16 protein-coding genes, 1 tRNA gene and 1 pseudogene are annotated in these 20,259 nt (G+C 63.1%); 4 read left to right on the top strand and 14 right to left on the bottom strand.

Annotation, left to right across the window (positions count from 1 at the left end; genetic code table 11):
* Positions 1-231: 231 nt before the first annotated feature.
* The 4 genes from parC to PQQ51_RS19760 form a co-directional block, all read right to left on the bottom strand.
* Positions 232-2,553, bottom strand: a complete 2,322-nt coding sequence (gene parC / locus PQQ51_RS19775; RefSeq protein ID WP_408498500.1) for a DNA topoisomerase IV subunit A — start codon at positions 2,551-2,553, stop codon at positions 232-234.
* A 64-nt stretch (positions 2,554-2,617) separates the two neighbouring features.
* A complete protein-coding gene (locus PQQ51_RS19770) occupies positions 2,618-4,603 on the bottom strand; it encodes a DNA topoisomerase IV subunit B (RefSeq protein WP_408498498.1) in 1,986 nt (661 codons plus the stop codon).
* Positions 4,604-4,934: 331 nt separating this feature from the next.
* On the bottom strand, positions 4,935-6,875 hold the full coding sequence (locus PQQ51_RS19765) for an ATP-binding cassette domain-containing protein (protein ID WP_408498497.1): 1,941 nt from the start codon (positions 6,873-6,875) through the stop codon (positions 4,935-4,937).
* Between the two features lie 270 nt (positions 6,876-7,145).
* Entirely contained in the window at positions 7,146-7,547 is a 402-nt protein-coding gene (locus tag PQQ51_RS19760; protein ID WP_408498496.1) for a DUF4399 domain-containing protein, read from the bottom strand.
* A 196-nt stretch (positions 7,548-7,743) separates the two neighbouring features.
* Here PQQ51_RS19760 and PQQ51_RS19755 point away from each other — a divergent pair, with 196 nt between their 5' ends.
* Positions 7,744-7,962, top strand: a complete 219-nt coding sequence (locus PQQ51_RS19755; protein ID WP_408498495.1) for a rubredoxin — start codon at positions 7,744-7,746, stop codon at positions 7,960-7,962.
* 262 nt (positions 7,963-8,224) lie between these two features.
* Positions 8,225-8,299 (top strand) — tRNA-Arg (locus PQQ51_RS19750).
* Between the two features lie 188 nt (positions 8,300-8,487).
* Here the strand turns inward: PQQ51_RS19750 and PQQ51_RS19745 are convergent.
* The 8 genes and pseudogenes from PQQ51_RS19745 to PQQ51_RS19710 form a co-directional block, all read right to left on the bottom strand.
* Entirely contained in the window at positions 8,488-9,714 is a 1,227-nt protein-coding gene (locus PQQ51_RS19745; protein WP_408498494.1) for an HlyD family secretion protein, read from the bottom strand.
* On the bottom strand, positions 9,715-11,262 hold the full coding sequence (locus tag PQQ51_RS19740) for an efflux transporter outer membrane subunit (protein ID WP_408498493.1): 1,548 nt from the start codon (positions 11,260-11,262) through the stop codon (positions 9,715-9,717).
* The gene (locus tag PQQ51_RS19735) at positions 11,259-12,254 is read right to left on the bottom strand and encodes a glycosyltransferase family 2 protein (RefSeq protein ID WP_408498492.1); all 996 of its coding nucleotides are present in this window, start codon (positions 12,252-12,254) and stop codon (positions 11,259-11,261) included. The genes PQQ51_RS19740 and PQQ51_RS19735 overlap by 4 nt, the downstream gene beginning before the upstream one ends.
* A 10-nt stretch (positions 12,255-12,264) precedes the next feature.
* The gene (locus PQQ51_RS19730; protein ID WP_408498574.1) at positions 12,265-13,785 is read right to left on the bottom strand and encodes a DHA2 family efflux MFS transporter permease subunit; all 1,521 of its coding nucleotides are present in this window, start codon (positions 13,783-13,785) and stop codon (positions 12,265-12,267) included.
* 86 nt (positions 13,786-13,871) lie between these two features.
* Positions 13,872-15,197: a glycosyltransferase gene (locus PQQ51_RS19725; RefSeq protein WP_408498491.1), complete on the bottom strand. Its 1,326-nt coding sequence runs from the start codon at positions 15,195-15,197 to the stop codon at positions 13,872-13,874.
* Positions 15,198-15,207: 10 nt separating this feature from the next.
* Entirely contained in the window at positions 15,208-15,777 is a 570-nt protein-coding gene (locus PQQ51_RS19720) for a methyltransferase family protein (protein ID WP_408498490.1), read from the bottom strand.
* A gap of 149 nt (positions 15,778-15,926) precedes the next feature.
* Positions 15,927-16,760, bottom strand: a pseudogene (locus PQQ51_RS19715) (alpha/beta fold hydrolase); the annotation flags it as partial.
* A gap of 747 nt (positions 16,761-17,507) precedes the next feature.
* A complete protein-coding gene (locus PQQ51_RS19710) occupies positions 17,508-17,831 on the bottom strand; it encodes a DUF4148 domain-containing protein (RefSeq protein ID WP_408498489.1) in 324 nt (107 codons plus the stop codon).
* A 240-nt stretch (positions 17,832-18,071) separates the two neighbouring features.
* Here PQQ51_RS19710 and PQQ51_RS19705 point away from each other — a divergent pair, with 240 nt between their 5' ends.
* Positions 18,072-18,281 carry a hypothetical protein gene (locus PQQ51_RS19705; RefSeq protein WP_408498488.1) on the top strand — a complete coding sequence of 70 codons (210 nt, stop codon included), beginning with the start codon at positions 18,072-18,074 and terminating at the stop codon, positions 18,279-18,281.
* Between the two features lie 93 nt (positions 18,282-18,374).
* Here the strand turns inward: PQQ51_RS19705 and PQQ51_RS19700 are convergent, their stop codons facing one another.
* On the bottom strand, positions 18,375-19,082 hold the full coding sequence (locus tag PQQ51_RS19700; RefSeq protein WP_408498487.1) for a glutathione S-transferase N-terminal domain-containing protein: 708 nt from the start codon (positions 19,080-19,082) through the stop codon (positions 18,375-18,377).
* A gap of 252 nt (positions 19,083-19,334) precedes the next feature.
* Complete coding sequence (locus tag PQQ51_RS19695) at positions 19,335-19,526, bottom strand: CsbD family protein (protein WP_408498486.1); 192 nt, start codon at positions 19,524-19,526, stop codon at positions 19,335-19,337.
* Positions 19,527-19,702: 176 nt separating this feature from the next.
* Between PQQ51_RS19695 and PQQ51_RS19690 the strand changes: the two genes are divergently transcribed.
* On the top strand, positions 19,703-20,044 hold the full coding sequence (locus PQQ51_RS19690) for a hypothetical protein (protein ID WP_408498485.1): 342 nt from the start codon (positions 19,703-19,705) through the stop codon (positions 20,042-20,044).
* Positions 20,045-20,259: the final 215 nt, after the last annotated feature.

Here is a 20,259-nt window from a genome sequence, read left to right as displayed (position 1 = left end):
TGACGAGTGATATTTGCGGCGGCTATTGAGCGCATTCGACCGCGCGATGTTCGCGCAGTTCCATCCGCTCGTCGGGGATTATCGTGGGTTGACGTTGCTTGTCGTTGTTATTGCAGCGCGTTTGATGCGACGGCGGTGCTGCATTCTGTTTTTTCCGGCGCACGGCGCGCGCGCTTCTTTCTTTCGCGAAGGTAGCGCGCCGTGTCGTTCCGTTCAGCTTATTCAGCTTACTTAGGCCAGCACCGGACGCATGCCGTCGAGCTTCATCTTGCTCTCCGGCGTGCGCCCCTTGCGCGCCCGTTTGCCGATATGCGGCGCGAGTGCGGCGCCGCTCAGCTTCTCTTCGTCGACGCGGCCGCCACGGCGCGTGCCGATCAGCACCACGCCGGCGTTGTCGATGGCAAGCGCCTGAGTCAGCGTTTCGTTGTCGTCGAGCGCCATCAGCGTGACGCCGCGGCCGCCGCCCGACAGCGTCTTCATTTCGTCGAGACCGAACACCAGCAGCCGGCCGCCCGACGACAGACACGCGATATGCGTCGCCGCCGGCAGCATCGGCATCGGCGCGAGCGGTGCAGCGCCGGCGTCGATGGTCATGAACGACTTGCCGGCCTTCACGCGGCTCACCATATCGCCGACCTTCGCGACAAAACCGAAGCCGTTGCTCGACGCGAGCAGCAATGCCTGATCGGCGGGGGCCGCGTAGTAGTGCATCAGATGACTACCCGACTCGAGTTCGATCAGCGACGTGACCGGCACGCCGTCGCCGCGGCCGCCCGGCAGCAGCGCCACGGCGACCGAATAGACGCGCCCGTTGCTGCCCCACGCGACCAGCGTATCCGGCGTGCGGCACTGGAACGCCGCATACAACCCGTCGCCGGCCTTGAACGTGAAGCCGGCGGTATCGAGACCGTGCCCCTTCAGCGCGCGAACCCAGCCGCGCTGCGAAACGACCACCGTGACCGGTTCGTCGACCACACGCGCCTCGAACGTCGCGCGTTTTTCCTGCTGGATCAGCGTGCGGCGCTCGTCGCCGTATTGCTTTGCGTCGCCTTCGATTTCCTTGATGAGCAGACGCTTCATTGCCGATTCGCTGCCGAGCAACTCTTCGAGCTTGGCCTTCTCGTCGCGCAGTTCGGACAATTCCTTCTCGATCTTGATCTTCTCGAGCCGCGCCAACTGACGCAAACGGATTTCGAGAATGTCCTCGGCCTGGCGATCGGACAGGCCGAACGCGGCCATCAACGCAACCTTCGGTTCGTCGGATTCGCGGATGATGCGGATGACTTCGTCGATATTCAAAAAGACGATCATCCGGCCTTCGAGGATGTGAATCCGGTCGTCGACCTTCGACAAACGATGCCGCGTGCGGCGCGTGACCGTTGTGAAGCGGAACGCGATCCACTCTTGCAGGATTTCGCCCAGACCCTTCTGACGCGGACGGCCGTCGCCGCCCACCATCACCAGATTCAGCGACGCGTTCGATTCGAGGCTCGTATGCGCGAGCAGCGTATTGACGAAATCGGTCTGGTCGATGCGGCTCGACTTCGGCTCGAACACCAGACGCACCGGCGCGTCTTTGCCCGATTCGTCGCGCACCGCGTCGAGCAGCGCCAGCATGGTCTGCTTGGTCTGCAGTTGTTCAGGCGTGAGCGTCTTCTTGCCGAGCTTGATCTTCGGGTTGGTCTGCTCTTCGATTTCCTCGAGCACCTTCTGCGCGGCCGTGTTCGGCGGCAGTTCGGTGATCACCAGTTGCCACTGGCCGCGCGCGAGTTCTTCGATCTTCCAGCGCGCGCGCACCTTCAGGCTGCCGCGGCCGCTTTCGTATGCCGCGGAGATTTCCGCTTCGCTCGAAATGATCTGGCCGCCGCCCGGGAAATCCGGGCCCGGGATGAGCTGCATCAATTCGGCATGCTGCAGCTTCGGATTGCGAATCAGCGCCACCGCGGCGGCCGCGACTTCGCGCAGATTGTGCGACGGGATTTCCGTGGCCAGTCCCACCGCGATGCCCGACGCACCGTTCAGCAACACGAACGGCAGACGCGCGGGTAACAGCCTCGGCTCGTCGAACTCGCCGTCGTAGTTCTTCATGAAGTCGACCGTGCCCTGGTCGATCTCGTCGAGCAGCAGCTTCGCGATCGGCGTCAGGCGCGCTTCGGTGTATCGCATCGCCGCGGCGCCGTCGCCGTCTCGCGAACCGAAGTTGCCCTGGCCGTCGATCAGCGGATAGCGCATCGAGAAGTCCTGCGCGAGACGCACCAGCGCGTCGTACGCGGACTGGTCGCCGTGCGGGTGGTACTTACCCAGCACGTCGCCGACCACGCGCGCCGACTTGACCGGCTTCGCGTTGTCGGACAGACCCATGTCGTTCATCGCGAACAGGATGCGGCGCTGCACCGGCTTCTGGCCGTCGCACACGTCCGGCAGCGCGCGGCCCTTGACCACGCTCACCGCGTAGTCGAGGTACGCGCGTTCCGCGTAGTTGCCGAGCGTCAGGAAGTCGCCCTCCGGGGGCGGCGGCTCGGTGAAAAGGTCGAGAGTGTTGTCGTCGTCCATCTAGATTCCGTATCCGTGTTTGGCGTGAAGTGGCTGTGCGTAGTCGGGGCGCTTTCCAGCGCGCTCAGATATCCGCTTCCACTTCGTTGCCCTTTTCTTCGAGCCAGCTGCGGCGCGACGCCGCTTCGCCCTTGCCCATCAGCATCGTCATACGCGCGACCGTCGCGTCGTAGTCGAGCTCGCCGAGCGCGACCGGCATCAGGCGCCGCGTGTCCGGGTTCATCGTGGTGTCCCACAACTGTTCGGCGCTCATTTCGCCCAGGCCTTTGAAGCGGCTGATCGACCATTGCGTGTCACGCACGCCGTCTTTGCGCAGCTTGTCGAGAATCGCTTCGAGCTCGCCGTCGTCGAGCGCGTAGAGCTTCTGCGCCGGCTTCTTGCCGCGCGCGGGCGCATCGACGCGAAACAGCGGCGGACGCGCGACGCACACGTGACCGCGCTCGATCAACTGCGGGAAGTGTTTGAAGAACAGCGTGAGCAACAGCACCTGAATGTGCGAGCCGTCGACGTCCGCGTCCGACAGAATGCAGATCTTGCCGTAGCGCAGATTCGACAGATCGACCTTGTCGTCCGGGCTATGCGGATCGACGCCGATCGCCACCGAAATGTCGTGCACTTCGTTGTTGGCGAACAGCCGGTCGCGCTCGGTCTCCCATGTGTTCAGCACCTTGCCGCGCAGCGGCAGGATGGCCTGGTATTCCTTGTCGCGGCCCATCTTCGCGGAACCGCCCGCCGAGTCGCCCTCGACGAGGAACAGTTCGTTGCGGCCGATTTCCGTCGATTCGCAATCGGTCAGCTTACCCGGCAGCACCGCCACGCCCGAGCTCTTGCGCTTCTCGACCTTCTGACCCGCGCGCGTGCGCGCCTGCGCCTGCTTGATGACGAGGTCCGCGAGTTTCTTGCCGTGCTCGACGTGCTGGTTCAGCCACAACTCCAGCGCCGGCCGCGCGAACGACGACACCAGCTTCACCGCGTCGCGGCTATTCAACCGTTCCTTGATCTGCCCTTGGAATTGCGGATCGAGCACCTTCGCCGACAGCACGAACGACACGCGCGCGAACACGTCTTCCGCCAGCAGCTTCACGCCCTTCGGCTGCAGGTTATGCAATTCGACGAAGCTCTTCACCGCCTGGAACAGGCCGTCGCGCAAACCGGATTCGTGCGTGCCGCCGGCGGGAGTCGGGATCAGATTGACGTACGACTCGCGCATCAGCGTGCCTTCTTCGCTCCACGCGACGACCCACGCCGCGCCCTCGCCTTCGGCAAACGTCTCTTCGCTCGCGCGCGAGTTTTCGACATAGCGCTCGCCCTCGAACAACGGAATCAGCAGATCGCTGCCGTTCATCCCTTCGAGCAGATAGCCGCGCAAACCGTCTTCGTATTTCCAGCTTTGCTGCTCGCCGGTTTTCTCGTTGATCAGCGTGACTTCGACGCCCGGCAGCAGCACCGCTTTCGAGCGCAGCAGGCGTTGCAATTCGCCGAGCGGCAGGTTCGGCGAATCGAAGTATTTCGGATTCGCCCACGCGGTGACGCGCGTGCCCGACTTCTTGTCGCCCTTCACGGCCGCGCGCACTTCGAGCTGTTTCGCGACGTCGCCGTTGGCGAAGCTCAGGTCGGCGACTTTGCCTTCGCGCCACACGGTGACGTCGAGCCGCGTGGACAGCGCGTTCGTGACCGACACGCCGACGCCGTGCAGGCCGCCCGAAAATGTGTACGCGCCGCCGGCGGCCTTATCGAACTTGCCGCCCGCATGCAGACGCGTGAAAACGATCTCGACGACCGGCACGCCTTCTTCCGGATGCAGGCCGAACGGAATGCCGCGGCCGTCGTCTTCGACCGAGACCGAATGGTCCGCGTGCAGCGTGACCGTGATTTGCCGGCCGTGGCCGCCGAGGGCCTCGTCCGACGCGTTGTCGATGACTTCCTGAATGATGTGCAGCGGATTCTCGGTGCGGGTGTACATACCGGGCCGTTGCTTGACCGGCTCCAGGCCCTTCAACACCTTGATCGACGCTTCGCTATACGCGGCGTTTGGCTTTTTCGTAGACATGGTTGACTCGGGTGCGTCGGTTCATCGTTGTCCACAGGTCCTGTGGACAGGTCCGTGGACAATGCGTTGAGTTTTCAAAAAAAGCGAAACGAAACAACGGGGTTAGGAGAGGTGCCCGCGCTGCGGGCAAACTGCTTTCGATGCCCCGCTTCCCTTTGGCGCGCTCGACGGCGGTTCGATGCCGGCTCGACTATAGCCGGGTCTGGTAAGCGCCGGTGCGAACGCCGGGGGAAGCCTGTTCGCGGGGTATTTTACTGATTTCGATACCGGCGGCAATTGACTACGCGCTGGATTGGCCGTTTGGATAAGGGGCGGGACGCCCCCTCCAGCCTTATTTGCGCTTCTTTTCCAGTTCGTCCCAACGTTCCAGCGCGACCAGCAGTTCTTCGTCGATCGCCGCGTAGCGTTCGGATAGACGCGTACCTTCCTGCGGGTCTTTCGCGAAGACCGAACCGTCTTCGAGTTGGGCGCCGATGGTTTTCTGCTCGGCTTCGAGCGCAGCGATCGTGGCCGGCAACGCATCCAGTTCGCGCTGCTCCTTGAACGACAGCTTGGCCGCGCGCGGCGCGTTGCGGCCTGCCGCGGCGCTGTCTTTCTGCGCCGCGTCCTTGCCGGACGCTTCTTTCGTCGCTTCCTTCAGCGCGTCTTGCGCCATCTGCTGCGAACGGTCGCGCTGGATCTGCCAATCCGTAAAGCCGCCCACGTACTCGCGCCACTTGCCGCCGCCTTCCGACGCGATCACCGAGGTCGCGACGTTATCCAGAAACGCGCGATCGTGGCTGACCAGCAGCACCGTGCCGTCGTATTCGGTGAGCAGTTCTTCGAGCAGTTCGAGCGTGGGAATGTCGAGGTCGTTGGTCGGCTCGTCGAGCACCAGCACGTTGGCCGGCCGCGCGAACAGACGGGCGAGCAGCAGACGGTTGCGCTCACCGCCCGACAACGACTTGACCGGCGAACGCGCGCGTTCCGGCGCGAACAGGAAGTCGCCGAGATAGCTCATCACGTGCTTCTTCTGGCCGTTGACTTCGACCCACTCGCTGCCCGGGCTGATCGTGTCGGCGAGACTCTTTTCCAGATCCAGTTGCGCGCGCATCTGGTCGAAGTACGCGACTTGCAGATTGGTGCCGACGCGCACCGCGCCTTCGTCCGGCGGCAATTCGCCGAGGATCATTTTCAGCAGCGTGGTTTTGCCCGCGCCGTTCGGGCCGACGAAACCGATCTTGTCGCCACGCATGACCGTGGCCGTGAACGTGTCGACCACCGTGCGCGAACCGTAGCGCTTCGTGACGTCGGTGAGTTCGGCGACGATCTTGCCGGACTTCTCGCCCTGGCCCACGTCGAGCTTCACGTTGCCCTGCACGTTGCGGCGCTCGGCGCGCTCGTTACGCATCTGCACGAGCCGCGCGATCCGGCCGACGCTGCGCGTGCGACGCGCCTCGACCCCCTTGCGGATCCACACTTCTTCCTGCGCGAGCAGCTTGTCGAACTTGGCCGCTTCCACCTGCTCGATTTCGAGCTGCTGGGCCTTGCGGGTCTGGTAGGCGGAGAAATTGCCCGGATACGACAGCAGACGGCCGCGATCCAGTTCAACGATGCGGGTCGCGACGCGATCCAGAAACGCGCGATCGTGGGTGATGAACAGCAGACCCGCGCGCAGCGAGACCAGCAGTTCCTCGAGCCAGCGAATGCCGTCGAAGTCCAGGTGGTTGGTCGGCTCGTCGAGCAGCAGGATGTCCGGTTGCACGACTAGCGCGCGCGCCAGCGCGACGCGCTTTTGCATCCCGCCCGACAGCGAACCGACGCGCGCCTCGCCGTTCAGACCGATCTGCTGCAGCGTGGTGGCCACGCGCGTGCTCCAGTTCCACGCGTCCGAGTGGTCGAGCGCCGATTGCAGCGTGTTCATGCGCGACATCAGATCGTCGTGCTGCGCGCCTTCCGGCTCGTCGGCGAGCTGGTTGGCGACTGCGTCGTATTCGTCCAGCAGCGCGCGGGCGTGGGTCAGGCCGGCGGCGACCGCGTCGAACACCGTGTCGTCCGTATCGAACTCCGGCTCCTGCGGCACGTAGACCGAAGTGAGGCCCTGCTGGCGCGTGATCAGGCCATCATCCGGCTTGCTCAGATCGGCGACGATCTTCAGCAGCGACGACTTGCCCGCGCCGTTACGGCCGATCAGCCCGACGCGTTCGCCCGCTTCGAGGGAGAAATCCGCGTGATCGAGCAACGCGACGTGACCGAACGCCAGTTGGGCCCCGGTAATGGTGTAAAGCGACATGGAGAATTGGAGAAGACAGCGATGAGTCGGAACTGCTCATTGTACCGGGCGCAGCGGCGGGTGCCTGTCTGTCGGAAGAGATAGGCTGAACGGCTGGCTTGCGGACTGGGATTCTGGCGCAGATGGCGGGCGGCGGCGGGTTGGGTGGATGAGCCGCCTGGGTTGCGGTCTGGAAGCGTTTTTTGGCCGCTCTTTTTGCGGAGCGGCGATTCGGCTTCCATGACGCGGCCGGTTCCGGCGCGCGTCTGGCAGGCGGCTCGCGAGCGGCGCTTACTTCACGTGCACGGTGATGGTTTTACTCATCTCCGGGCCATACGAACGATGCATGCCGTCGCCGAATTGCAGCGTCAGCGTGTGGTCGCCGGGCGGCAGCGTCAGATCGGTTTCGGTTTGGCCCTTGCCGAAGTGCAGCGATGTTTCAGTGGCCGGAATCACTTCGCCCTTCGGCAGCGGCTTGCCGTCGATCAGCAGGTGGTGGTGGCCCGTGCCTTCCGTCATCGTGCCGGCCGGCGCGATCTTCATGCCGTCGACGCCGAACACCACGTGCACCGGATTGCTGACGGTAGCGCCGTCCTTCGGTGCGACGAACGACACGCCGGCAGCCTGCGCAAGACCCGACGCAGCCAGCGACCCCGCCAGCACGAGGCCGGCCAACCATTTGTTTTTCAACATCGTTTTTCTCCTTGTTTGGGAAACGAGAGCGATCAGAGCATACACGCTGTGTATGACGGTGTGCTTGCGCTTGCAAGGGGTTGATTTCGCTGGCTTTGCGGCGCCTTTGTATGGGTCGTTGACGGTCCGGGTACCGAATTCCTGTAATATTGCGGGTCGCCGCTATGCCCTAAAAAGGGGCAGATTTAGCGGATCAATGCATCGAACCAAAGAAGAGTACGTCGTGAGCGAAGTAATCGAAGTGACTGAATACAAAAGCTGGGTCTGCCTGATTTGCGGCTGGATCTACAACGAGGAAGAAGGCTTGCCGGAGGAAGGGATCGCCCCCGGTACCCGGTTCGCCGCGATTCCCGATGACTGGCGTTGCCCGCTTTGCGATGTGGGTAAGGCGGAGTTTGCGGTGGTGGAGTTTTGAGGGTGGGTTGGTGAGTTTGCTTGCGGGGTAAGGTCAGGTGAGGCGTGGTTGAGGCGCCTTGGGGCTTCGCGTGGTTTGCACGGCTCGATGGGGGACTCCTGCCGGACCGTTTGCTTTTTTGAGGACGGGTTCCCGCCCCTCCTCCCGCCCGGGAGCGTTTGATATACTCTGCGCTCGCCGGCGAATTTGGACTCGCCCTTTCCTCGCGGACCTTGTCTTCGTTCGTTTGCAGGATTGACGCGATTTTTTATGGTTCGGTCCTCTCCCTGTAGTTCAATGGATAGAACAAGTGCCTCCTAAGCGCTAGATACAGGTTCGATTCCTGTCAGGGGGACCAACTAGATTTCCGGTGTTGCCCGAGTTTGCTTAGAAAGCCCCGTATGCCTTGCGCTGCGGGGCTTTTTGCTGCATTGATCGTCCACGTGCAGCCAAAGATGAACCAGACGTGGTGAAGGCATTGAGCGGATAGGCCGATCGGTTATATCGCCGCGTCCATCGATTACGTCATTTATCTATCTGGTCATGTCAATTGTGTTCCACCCCGGCCATATTCTCCCGAACAATCCCCTCAACCACCGCATCCGCCTCCCGCGAAACATTGTCATGCACGCGCGTACTCTGCGTTACCACCGCGGCCCCCTCCCCCACCAGATGCCCCTCCCTCACCCGCGTATCCACCGCCACCTGCATCGACAACCCGAGCCTTAACGGATGCGCCACCAAATCAGCTGCGGAAAGCGAAATCACAATCGGCACCCTCTGCACGACCTTGATCCAGTTCCCCGCCGCGTTCTGCGACGGCAGCATCGAAAACGCGCTGCCGGTGCCGGCCGAAAAACCCTCCACCCTGCCGCGATACAGCACCTGCGAGCCGTACACATCCGACACGATCCGCACCGGCTGCCCGACGCGCATGTTGCGAATCTGCCCTTCCTTAAAATTCGCCTCGACCCATAAACGTTCGAGCGGCACGATCGACATCAGCGCGACTCCCGGCCCAACCTGCTGCCCGATCTGCACCGACCGCTGCCCGACCGTACCGTCGACGGGAGACACAATAGTCGTGCGCTGCAGATTGCGATACGCGAGCCGCAATTGCGCGGCCGCCTGCAACACGGGCGGACTCGCCTCGATCGAAACCTTGCCGCCGAGCGCGCGCGCAGCGTCCAGTTGAACCTGGGCCGACGCCAGATTCGCCTGCGCCACGGCCACCGCTTCGCGGGCGCGCGCCAATTCTTCCGGCGACACGACCTCGACCGAAGCATGATCGCGCGCCGCCAACGCACGTTGCGCGAGCGCGAGTTCGGCGCGGCGCGCTTCGATCGACTGCACGTAGAGCTTGCGTGAGATCGTCGCGTTCGCCACCTGGCGCACAGCCAGCGTCAATTGCGCGCGCGCCTGGGCGAAAGCCGCGGCCGCTTCGGCGTCGTCGAGTTTGACGAGCGGCTGGCCCGCGCGCACCTGGCGCGTGTTGTCCACCAGAATGTCGGTGACAGTGCCCGGAATCTGCGCGGCGATCTGCACGATGTTGCCCGCCACGTAGGCGTCGTCGGTTTCTTCGACGAAGCGCGCGCTCAAAACCCACCACGTAAGCCACGCCGCCCCCGCGAGCGCGACCACACCGAAAAAGATCGCAAAGCGTCGCCGCCGCGCCGCGCGTTTCAGTTGCTGCGCGTCGTCCGCTGCGCTCGCCGCCGCGACCTGTTCTTCGGTCCAGCCGGCGGCATGATGTGCCTGTTTATCGTTGTGCATTCAATCGAAGTGCGTATCCGTGATGCGCGCGTGAGAGGGAAAAGCGGTCTGGTAATGCGAGATCGGTGCACCGGCCACTTTGCGTTCGTCGAAGCCGCCGCCCAGCGCGCCGACCAGCGCAACCTGCAACATCCTGCGGCGACCCTGCAGATCGACCTGCTGCGCGCGCTCGTCGAGTAACGACAAATCGGCGAGCGTCACGTCCTTTTGCATCGCAATGCCACGCCGATGTCGCTCTTCGGCGATCGCGACGATACGCGTGGCCGCGTTCACCGCGCGCGTCTGTTCGCCCGTGAGCGTATCCACCGTGCGCAACGAAGTGAGCTGACGCGCGACCTCGCCGAGCGCTTCGTCGACGGTCTTGTTGTAAAGGCTCACCGCGGCGTCGACATTCGCGTAGTCGCCGCCGAGTTGCGCACGCAGACGGGTCCGGTCGAACACCGGCAACGAGATCGCCGGACCGATCGAGCCCGTCAGCGCCGCGCGCGAAAAAAGCGCGGCGGGCGTCAAGGCCGTCAAGCCGGCAAACGCCACGAGGTTCACGTCGGGATAGAACTGCGCGCGCGTGGCGTCGATGTTGGCGAGCGCGGCTTCGGCGCGCAAGCGGGCCGCCACGATGTCGGGACGACGACCCAGCAGATCCACCGGCAGTTGCGCAGGCAGCGGCGCGTCCACCGCCGCAGCAAGTTGCGGGCGACGCAGCGACAAGCCACGCTCCGGTCCGCGCCCCGTCATCACGCCGATCTGCAACTCGGCCAGCGTGATGCGCTCGTCGTTCAGCGCCTGTTGCGAAGCAAGGCGGCTTTGCTTGAGCGTCGCGTCGGCGGCGTCGTACGCGTTATCGAGGCCACGCGCGCTGCGCTCGCGCAACACGGCGTCGACCTGCTGCGCCGCCAGTTGCTTCTGTCGCAGAATGTCCCGCATCGCGAACGTGCGGTCGAGTTCGCAGTAGAGCGTCACCATCGCCACCGTCAGCGTGAGACGCGCCTGCTCGGCGTCGATTCGCGCCGCGTCGCGCGTCGACAGCAAACCGCGCGTCAACGCGGCATTCTTGCCCCACAGATCGAGCTGATAGCTCAAACCTGCGAACAACGCCGCCGGCGACACGGTCGGATCGCTGAACACCTGCACCGGAATCTGCTGGCCGCCGACCGACACGTTGGCCACGTCCGCAGGCTGCGGCAAACGGGTTTTGCTCACGGTCGCCGCCGCAGTGCCGGTCAGGCCGGTCAACGACGCGAACTGCTCGAGTTGCGCCTGCGCGGCGCCTACTCGCGCCTTTGCAATCTGCAGATCGGGATTGGCCTGCAACGCTTCGGCGACCAGCTCGTCCAGTTGCGGATCGCGGTACCGCTTCACCCAATCGGGCGCGGGCCACGCGCCGTTCGCGTTCGGCCCAACAGTCTGTGCGAGCGCATCCTCCGCCGGCTTGCGCGGCTGAACGTTCGCATGCAGACCGGCATCGCTGACGCAGCCGCCGAGCGCCGCCGCCGTCAACAGCAACACAGGCCACGAGCGGCGCATGAAGGTTCGCATCGATCGGCTCATGAATGACGCGTGCGCCGCAGCGCGCGCCCGGTAGACGCCGGCGCGCTCACGGCGCCAGTCCTCGCGGCACGCACCGCTCTCGCCGCCAGCCACGGACGGGTTCGCGCAAGCGGCCCCATGCGCCCGAACAACCCGTCGATCACACCCAATACGATCGCGCCCAGCTTGTGCAGTTTGTCCTTTTCCAGCAGCACGATCTGCACGATCTGCCAGAGTGTCAGCAGATTCGGCACGACCGCGACCGGCAGACGCAAGCCGTATTGCAGCGCGAGTTGCATCGCGTTGCGCGCGCTGTAGTACCGGCGAAACGCCGGGTGATTCATGCTCGTCAACTCGATCGGTCCAAGTGTGTGACGACGCCGCGCGCCGATCCGATGCGGCAGCACCAGCGCAGGCACGAGGTAGACCGGCACGTTGCGCAATAGCGCGCGCAAACAGTATTCGGTGTCCACGTGATCGATGAACAACGATTCGTCGAAGCGGCCGAGTCGCACGAACGCTTCACGCGAGATCACGCAGCCGGACGAGATCAGAAACGCGCAACGTTGCACGCTGGCATCGACGCGCAGCGACAGGCGCTCGACGCCGAGCCCGCTCGTCGTCAATTCCGGCAGGAAGCGCCGATCGTTTTCGTCGAAGATGCGCGGGCCGGCCATGAACGCAGCGCCGCTCAGCGACGCGCACCGGTCGCGCATCACGTCGAAGTATTCCGGCGGCGCTTCGGAATCCTGGTCGAACAGCGCAACCGCGTCCACGCGCTGCTCGAACAGTGCATCCAGCCCGCAATTGAACGCGCCGGCAATGCCGTTGCAATTGCCGTGATGCAGCAGCGCGACGCCCGCTTCGCCGAGCCACGCGGCAGCGCGACTGTCGGGTTGCGGAGAATTGTCGACCGCCAGCAGACGGTCGCATTTGGCATGCATCGCCACCACGCGCAGCAGTTGCGCTTCGCTCGGGTGAAACAGAATGATCAGGCCGCCCAGGATCGTCATCGCAACTCCTTCAGTGACCTGCTGCCAGCGCGGCGCCGCGCTTCGGGCGGGTCAGCCACATCATCGCGGCGAGCACGACGCAGGTGACGCTCGCCATGTAGAACATGTCGCCGGTCGCCATCATGTACGCCTGCTGCTGCACGATATGGTGCAACGCGCTGAGTTCGCGCACGCCTTCGATGCCCACGCCGTGCAGCGTCTGCACGAAACGCTGCGTATTGCCGGACGATTTCGTCACCGATTGCGCGACGACGTCGTAGTGATACAGCGCGCGGTTGTCCCACAGCGTCACGCTCATCGCGGTGCCGAATGCCGCCGACAGCGTGCGCAGGAAGTTCGACAGGCTGGAGGCCGCGGCGAGTTTGTCGTCGGACACGCGCGACAGCGTGGCGGCCGTCAGCGGAATGAAGAAGCACGGCAGGCCGATACCTTGAATCAGGCCGGGCGTGATGATCTGCGTAAAGGTCATGGTCAGCGTGAAGTGCGCGTCCCACCACAGCACGCCCGCGAAAATCAGAAAGCCGAACGTGACCAGCACGCGCGCATCGAAACGCGCGGAGAACAGGCCGACCAGGATCGAGAATACGAGTGCCAGCAAGCCGAGCGGCGCGGTGGCGAGTCCGGCCTGATAGGCGGTGTAGCCCATCACCGCTTGCAGCCACAGCGGAAAGATCACGCCGACCACCGAGAAGCTCATCATGCCGAGCGACACGATCAGCACGCAGAACGAGAACGTGCGGTCGCGAAACAGGCTCAGATCGATCACGGGATGCTTCTCGCCCGCCTCCCAGATCAGCAGCGACACGATCGCGAGTCCCGCGACGATCGCGAGCGTCAGGATCAGCGGCGAATCGAACCAGCCGCGCTCGTGACCGAGATCGAGCACGGCCTGCAACGAACCGACACCGACCACCAGCAGCACGATGCCCAGCAGATCGACCGGCGCGGCCTGCGCGCGGTCTACTTTACGTGCATCGGGACGCAGCAGCGTCAGGCACACCGCGAACGAAAAAATGCCGATCGGCAGATTGATCAGGAAAATCCAAGGCCACGAATAGTTGTCGATGATCCAGCCGCCCACTACGGGTCCGAAGATCGGCGCGAGCAACACGGTCATCGCCCAGAGCGCGAGCGCGACCACCCGCTTATCCGGTGGAAAGGCGCGCAACAGGATGGTTTGCGAGAGCGGCACCATCGGCCCGGAAAAGAGGCCCTGTAGCGCGCGGCACACCACCAGCAGATGAACGTCGCCCGCCACGCCGCACAGCAGCGAGGTCAGCGTGAAAAGGATCACCGCCGCGAGAAAGAGCCGCGTTTCGCCGAACCGCCGCGATAGCCAACCTGTCAGCGGCACGGCGATCGCGGCGGCGACCGAGTAAGAACTGATCACCCACGTGCCCTGGCTGTTGGACACGCCGAGGCCGCCGGAAATGGCCGGCACGGCGACGTTGGTCACCGTCGAATCGAGTACCTCGATGAAGGTCGCCAGCGAGAGCGCGAAAGTCAGCAATGCGAGGCGCGCGCCGCGCATGCTTTGTTCGCGCTGATCGCCACCGGCGTCACGGTGCGTGCCATCACGCGAGCCGGGTTGCTTCGGCAAGGACTGAGCGGCGGCGCTCATGCACTCAGCCCGTTGAATGCCAATGCGGGCAGCTCGACCGGGGCGGCGCGTGAGTTCGCCTGCATGAAGCCTTCGATATAACGCGCGGCCGCCTCGCAACCGTCCGGCGATGCAGCCAGCCGGTCATGCACGCGGCCGCACGCGGTCGCAATCGACGGACTGCCGAGCACCTGCTTGAGCGCGCGCGTCAACGTGCGCGCATCGATCGGTCCATCCAGCCGAACCCCGCAGCCGCTTGCGACGACCCGTTGCGCGTTGTCGAACTGATCGTGCGCGAACGGTGTCACGACTTGCGCAATACCGGCGGCATATGCCAGCGCCGCCGTGCCGATACCGCCGTGATGCACCAGCGCGCGACAACGCGGCAACAACGTGCGCAAGGGCACGTAGCGGCGTTCGAGTAGTGTGGAGGGATCGGCGTGCGGACCGCTCGTCTCACTCTCCGGTGCATCGTCCGCATCGGGTCGCAGAAGAATGCCGCGCAGGCCGCTCGCTCGCAACGTGTCGCGCACGACCCGCGCGTAATGCGCCTGATCGATCAGCGTCGAGCCCGCCGTGAACACCACAGGCCGTTCGCCGGCGGCGAGAAACGCGTCGAGTTGCGGATCGGGCGCGGACGGCAGCGCGTCGTTAAAAAGCGGAAAACCGCTCATGCGATGCGGCGTCGGCCAGTCGGGCTGCGGTTGCGCAAACCACTCGGGAAAGAGGCACAACACGCCGTCGGTCGAGTGCAGCCACGCGCCGAAAATACGCGAGGCCGGCGCGAGACCGAGTTCCGCGCGCAACGCATTCAGCGCGGGCGCGCACACCTTGTCGAGCGCGTGCCGCTCGATCGTGCGCATCAGCGCGGTCTTCAGCGCGAGCGGCAGGCCGCGCGGAATCGTCAGCCGCGGATGCGTCGGTGGAGCGTGCGCGGAGAGCAACGTCGACGGCGAGACCTGCACCGACACGAACGGCGCGCCGTACAACTCCTGCATCAGCCGCGCGGAAAAAGCCCATAACGTACCGACCAGCACGGTGTCATGCGTGGTCAACGAGACCAGCGTGTCGAAATGCGCGCGCAAGGTCGGCGCGACGACCGCCCACAACGTGCGAAACGACGTGCGCGGATGCCAGAGTGCCGGGTTCGCCAACGCCTGCGCATATTCCGCGGCCGTGCCGATCGGCACGAAGCGGAAGCCGCGACGCGTCGCCGCTTCCGCGAACGGCGCATGCGTGCAGAACACGATCTCGTGGCCGCGCGCCGCGAGCGCCGCGCCGATGCCGAGCAGCGGATGCACGTCGCCCGCCGAGCCGATCGCCGTGATGATGACGCGCGTCATAGCCGGCTCTTCAGAAAAGGCCGGGAATCAGTGCGGCGACGTCGCGCTGATACTGCGCGTAGGCGCGGCCGAAGTGGCCCGTCAGCCAGCTTTCCTCGACTCGAACCTTGTAGGCGAGAGAAGCGAAGATCAGCAGCAAGCCGAGCGCGCCGCGCCATTCCATGCCGATCAGCGCCGCACCGACGAGCGCCAGCAGGCAACCGGTGTAGATCGGATGGCGCACGACCCCGTACGGGCCGCTGCGCACCAACTCGTGATCTTCTTTCAACGTGACCGACACGCTCCAGTTGGTGCCGAGGTGCAGGCGCGCCCAGACGGAAAACGCGAGCCCTGCGAGGAGTACGGCAACGCCGGCGAATTGCGGCGCTGCGAACGAATGCCAATCGAAGGACCATGCCGCGGCACTGAAGTCCGGCAACACGATCAGCGCGCCGCCGGCAATCAGCGGTATGGACTGCAACGTGCGCGATGCGGAAGCCTCCTTGCGCACGGTTTCCTTGACCTGTTTCGACGTGGCGATCCAGTACAGCAGCCACACGGTCCACGGCACGACGATGGCGATGCTCTGAGCGATATTCACGGTAGTTCGACCTGTTGGAACGAGTGATCGGCGGTGGCCTGCAATGCGATGGCCGCGACGTTATCGAAGCAGTTGGACGCGTATCCGGGTTGCTGCGTGGATGACTGGATCGGCAACGGCAACGGCAACGGCAACGACGCTGGCACCGGCGCTGCCGCTGCCGCGCCGAAGTAATCGAGAATTGCCGTACGCACCTGGCGCAACGCGGCGCGTCCTTCCAGATCGAGGAAATGGCCGGCCTGCCCGATGGTCTCGAATTCGGCGCGTTTCAGATGGTGGCTGAGGGAGCGCACGTCGTCGGGCGTCGTGTAGTCGTCCAGTTCGCCGTTGATGAACTTCAGCCCGCAGTCGATATTGCGGAACTCGTGCAGATAATGCTCGGGACGAATCGCCAGAATCTGGTCGACATGAAACGCGACCTGATTCTGCTCGTCGCGAGGCAGCGTCGCCAGGTAGCGGAAGTTGTAGAGCTTCATGATGCGCGGCAGATGACGGCCCACGGTGTCGTTGAGCAGTTGCGCGGCCTTCAGGTTTTCGCCCGCGGCGATGTAGTCGCGCGCCGCGATCACGTACGCGGTCATCGGCCCGTTGAGCAGCGGCGAAAACGACGCGATCACGGCTCGCCGGATGCTGGTACGCGCCCGCGACAGCGCGAGCAGCGACGCCACGCCGCCCCACGACACCGACAGCAGGAAGCTCGGCTCGAATAAATCGATCAGATATAAAAGAATATCGACTTCATCGTCTTTGGTAAGAATGAAGCCGCATTCGTTATGCATTTTCGATTGCCCGGCATAAGGCAAATCGAAACAGATCGGGTTATAGCGTTCGCCGAGATATTTGATTGTCTGTCCGAACGACGCTGTCGTGGCCAACGCGCCGTTGATCAGAATGACACTCTCGAAGGCCGGATCGAATACGTGACGTTCCACGTAGACTTTCAGGCCCGCCGGAAGCGGAACAAGGAGTTTTTCGATGGGCATGGCGTATTCGCATGCACTTGCAAAAGCAAATGCGTACCGATACCGCGCCCGCTCCAGCGGACGCTTTGCGGCCGTACTACCGCGGACCAGGCCCATGCGATCTGCCTTTACGCCGGCAAATCCGATCCGCGACGACCGCTGCTGCACCGAACACACGCACCGCGCAAAGCGCTGCGGGCGCGCCGTCATGAAGTGTTCAAACTCACGTTCACTTCAATTGGGCGTTCGATGCCTCGTGATATTTCTTATAGATAATTGGAAAGCATGATTTCAAAACACTACCGCTTGTCATTCGACGGCCTCAGTGTGGTCGTCTTGCGTGAAGCGTTGATGTCAATATACGACGACGGAACGCTTTTTAACATGTTTAAAAAATAAAATCTTTAAAAAAGTCATTGTGCATAGTTCGAAAATTGAAAAGAAAATCTAATTGAAAGGAATCGGCGCCCTTTCCGCAAACGCTGCATCGGCTTGCGATGGCATGCGAACGACGACGCTGCCGGGCCTCCGATGCTTCGGAATGCCAAACAGGTTTTCAGAGACCAACGGACGCGATCGGCAAACGGAGCGTGCGGACGATCAACGTAAAAAAGCCCAGCACGAGGGCTGGGCCAAGTCACCGAATCATCGGGGACGGAGGGTTTCGGCTATACGTTTTGCAAACCTGCTTGTGCGTGGAAAACAAGCCTGCTCGAACCACATTCAAACCGCCCGACGCGAATCCGAGTCCGCGTCGGAAGTGGTCAATCAATGACCGCGGTTCACGACCGGAGCCGAATACGAACTCACGGTCGAATCCCGGCTACCTGATTGCGACGAACCATTCGTTGCCGCGCCATAACCACTGCTTTGCGCGACACCGTTCTGCGCGGCGACACGCGCTTCTGCTGCCTGAATATCGGTCGGATAGTACGGGTCACGTCCGGCAGCCGGCCTATAACCCGCCTTCTCCAGTTGAACGAGTTCTGCACGAACCTGAGCGCGTGTGACCGGGCCATTCGATTGCGCAAACGACACCGCCGGAGCAGCAAGAACGAGAGCAACAGCCACAGCATTGATGAGCGATTTCATGATGACTACCTCCAGAGATTGTTTTTTCCGAAGCGACGAACCTTGGTATCCGCAGCCGTTGAAGAGAGTCTATGAGTCAGCAGCCCCAGGGAAAACCCCTAAAACCTGAAATCAAAGTTGCTATAAACGTGACAATCGACGCGACGATCGCATCGCCGGGTGCGACTCCCAATTCAGGCTCGCAAAAAAACAGCGCTCAACCACGCCTAAAGTTTCCTCAGCGACCGCCGAAATTCAAACATGGAAAACGACGACCGCCTCCGCCCGGGCCACCCTCTCTACGAAGAAGCAATGGCCCTCGAAATGACCGTGCGCACGCTGCGTCACGCGCAGGGCAAGAAGAATCCCGAAGACGTGCTGTATGGTTCGGCCGAATGGGACGTCGTCAGCGAGGAGTTTGTGCGCGATCTCTATCGCGCGATGGGCGGCGATCCGGGCGATTTGCCCTGATGCGTTGATGCCTTGCCCTGATGCGTTGATCGCCGTGATCGAGCGCGGCCAGTGGCATTCCCAACCGGCCGCATCGATCGATGCGAAACTGCTTTACGAAGGCCGCTTCGGAATATCGAGGCCCTTCGCCACCGCCGGATGCGCGACGAATGCGGCCAGCACACGTTGCACGTTCGGAAAGTCCTGAATGCCCACCAGCTCGCCCGCCTCATAGAAGCCGACGAGGTTGCGCACCCACGGGAAAGTCGCGATATCGGCGATCGAGTAGGCGTCGCCGAGAATCCATTCACGTCCTTCGAGCCGTTCGTTCAACACGCCGAGCAGTCGCTTCGATTCGGCGACGTAGCGGTCGCGCGGACGCTTGTCTTCGTAGTCCTTGCCGGCGAACTTGTTGAAGAAGCCAAGCTGCCCGAACATCGGGCCGATCCCGCCCATCTGGAACATCACCCACTGGATCGCTTCGTAACGGCCGGCGGCGTCCTGCGGAATGAACTTGCCGCTTTTGTCGGCGAGATAAATCAGGATCGCACCGGACTCGAACAGCGGCAGCGGTTTGCCATCCGGTCCGTTCGGGTCGATGATCGCCGGAATCTTGTTGTTCGGATTCAGCGACAAAAACTCCGCCGACATCTGATCGTTCGTATCGAAGCGCACGAGATGCGGCTCGTACGGCAAACCGGTCTCTTCGAGCATGATCGACACCTTCACGCCATTGGGTGTGGGCAGCGAATAAAGCTGGATCCGGTCCGGCTGGCTCGCGGGCCATTTCTTCGTGATCGGAAAAGCGGAGAGATCGGTCATGGTGAGGGTGTCATCCTTGCGAAAGCTGGGGGCTGAAAAGCGGATCACTGGAGGGCCGAAAGAACGGCCCGAGCGCGCGACCGCCAAATATAAACCGACTCAACAAATCGCGTGCGCGAGCGCGCCATCACAGCTCGCGTGTATGAGAAGCGTGCATGAAAAGACAACGCAAACGACGAAAGGCGCCGCAGCGCCTTTCGTCGTCAGTCAACTTAACCGCAACTTCAACCCAACTTCAACATACGAGCCCGATTACGGCGCGTTGCGCTTGGCGTTGTCTTTCGCGTCTTCCTTCGCGTCGCCGTAGGCCTTCTGCACCTTGCCTGCGCCTTGTTGCAAGTCGCCCTTCAGCTCCTTGCCGGGGTTGTTGGTCACCTTGCCCACTGCTTCGTTGACCTTACCCTTGACCTGCTCGCCTACACCCTTTACCTGGTCCTTGTTCATGATCGGCTCCACTGTTTGGAATGCCGGCGTGACATTACGCCAGTAACCTGGTCGAGCAACGGGTGTGCCCGCACTCCGCCAGCGACGAACTTCCGCACCCGATAGGCGGCTAAAAATATTTCCCGAAGAGCCTAAAGTCCCGCCTCCGCGTGCCGTAATGGTGCCAAGGAGGAGTCATGGACCAGACATTCACCGCACACAAAGGGTCATCCCACGCGGCGCTAATCGATCAGGACATCGCGCATATCCGGCGCGTGATGCGACCGTCTTTACACGGCGATCTTGGCGGCCCGATCCTGCCGGCGGCCTACTGGCGCAAACGCCTGTACGACCTGCTCGACAGTGGAAACCTTTCCCACGCGCAGCTTTGCACGGTAGACAGCCTCCTGCTCCAACTCGACGAATTCGACTCGTCGCTCGCTCCGGTCTCGCAGGCCCAATCGCCGTGGGAAGAACTGGCGCCCGCGGCTGCCGCGCGGCCTCAACCGGTGACGACGAACCCCAGCAGTCATCTCTGACAGCCTGACTCGCAGCCGTTCGACCACATTTCCAGCGCATAAAAAAAGGCCGCGAAACAAGCGCGGCCTCAACACGTCGCAACGCGGGGATTTCGCGTCACGCCATAAGCGTACACGCGCAACTGTGACATCCACATTTACGCGGTGACGTCGCCTGCTTACCGGAAATTTCCTGCCCATACACGCCAAAAGCCGAGAAAAAGGGACGACGTTAG

It is taken from the genome of Paraburkholderia xenovorans (genome assembly GCF_046030735.1).
In the GTDB taxonomy this organism is placed as follows: domain Bacteria; phylum Pseudomonadota; class Gammaproteobacteria; order Burkholderiales; family Burkholderiaceae; genus Paraburkholderia; species Paraburkholderia xenovorans_A.
The sequence above is the reverse complement of the archived record's forward strand: the minus strand, read 5'-3'. Positions and strand labels throughout refer to the sequence as shown.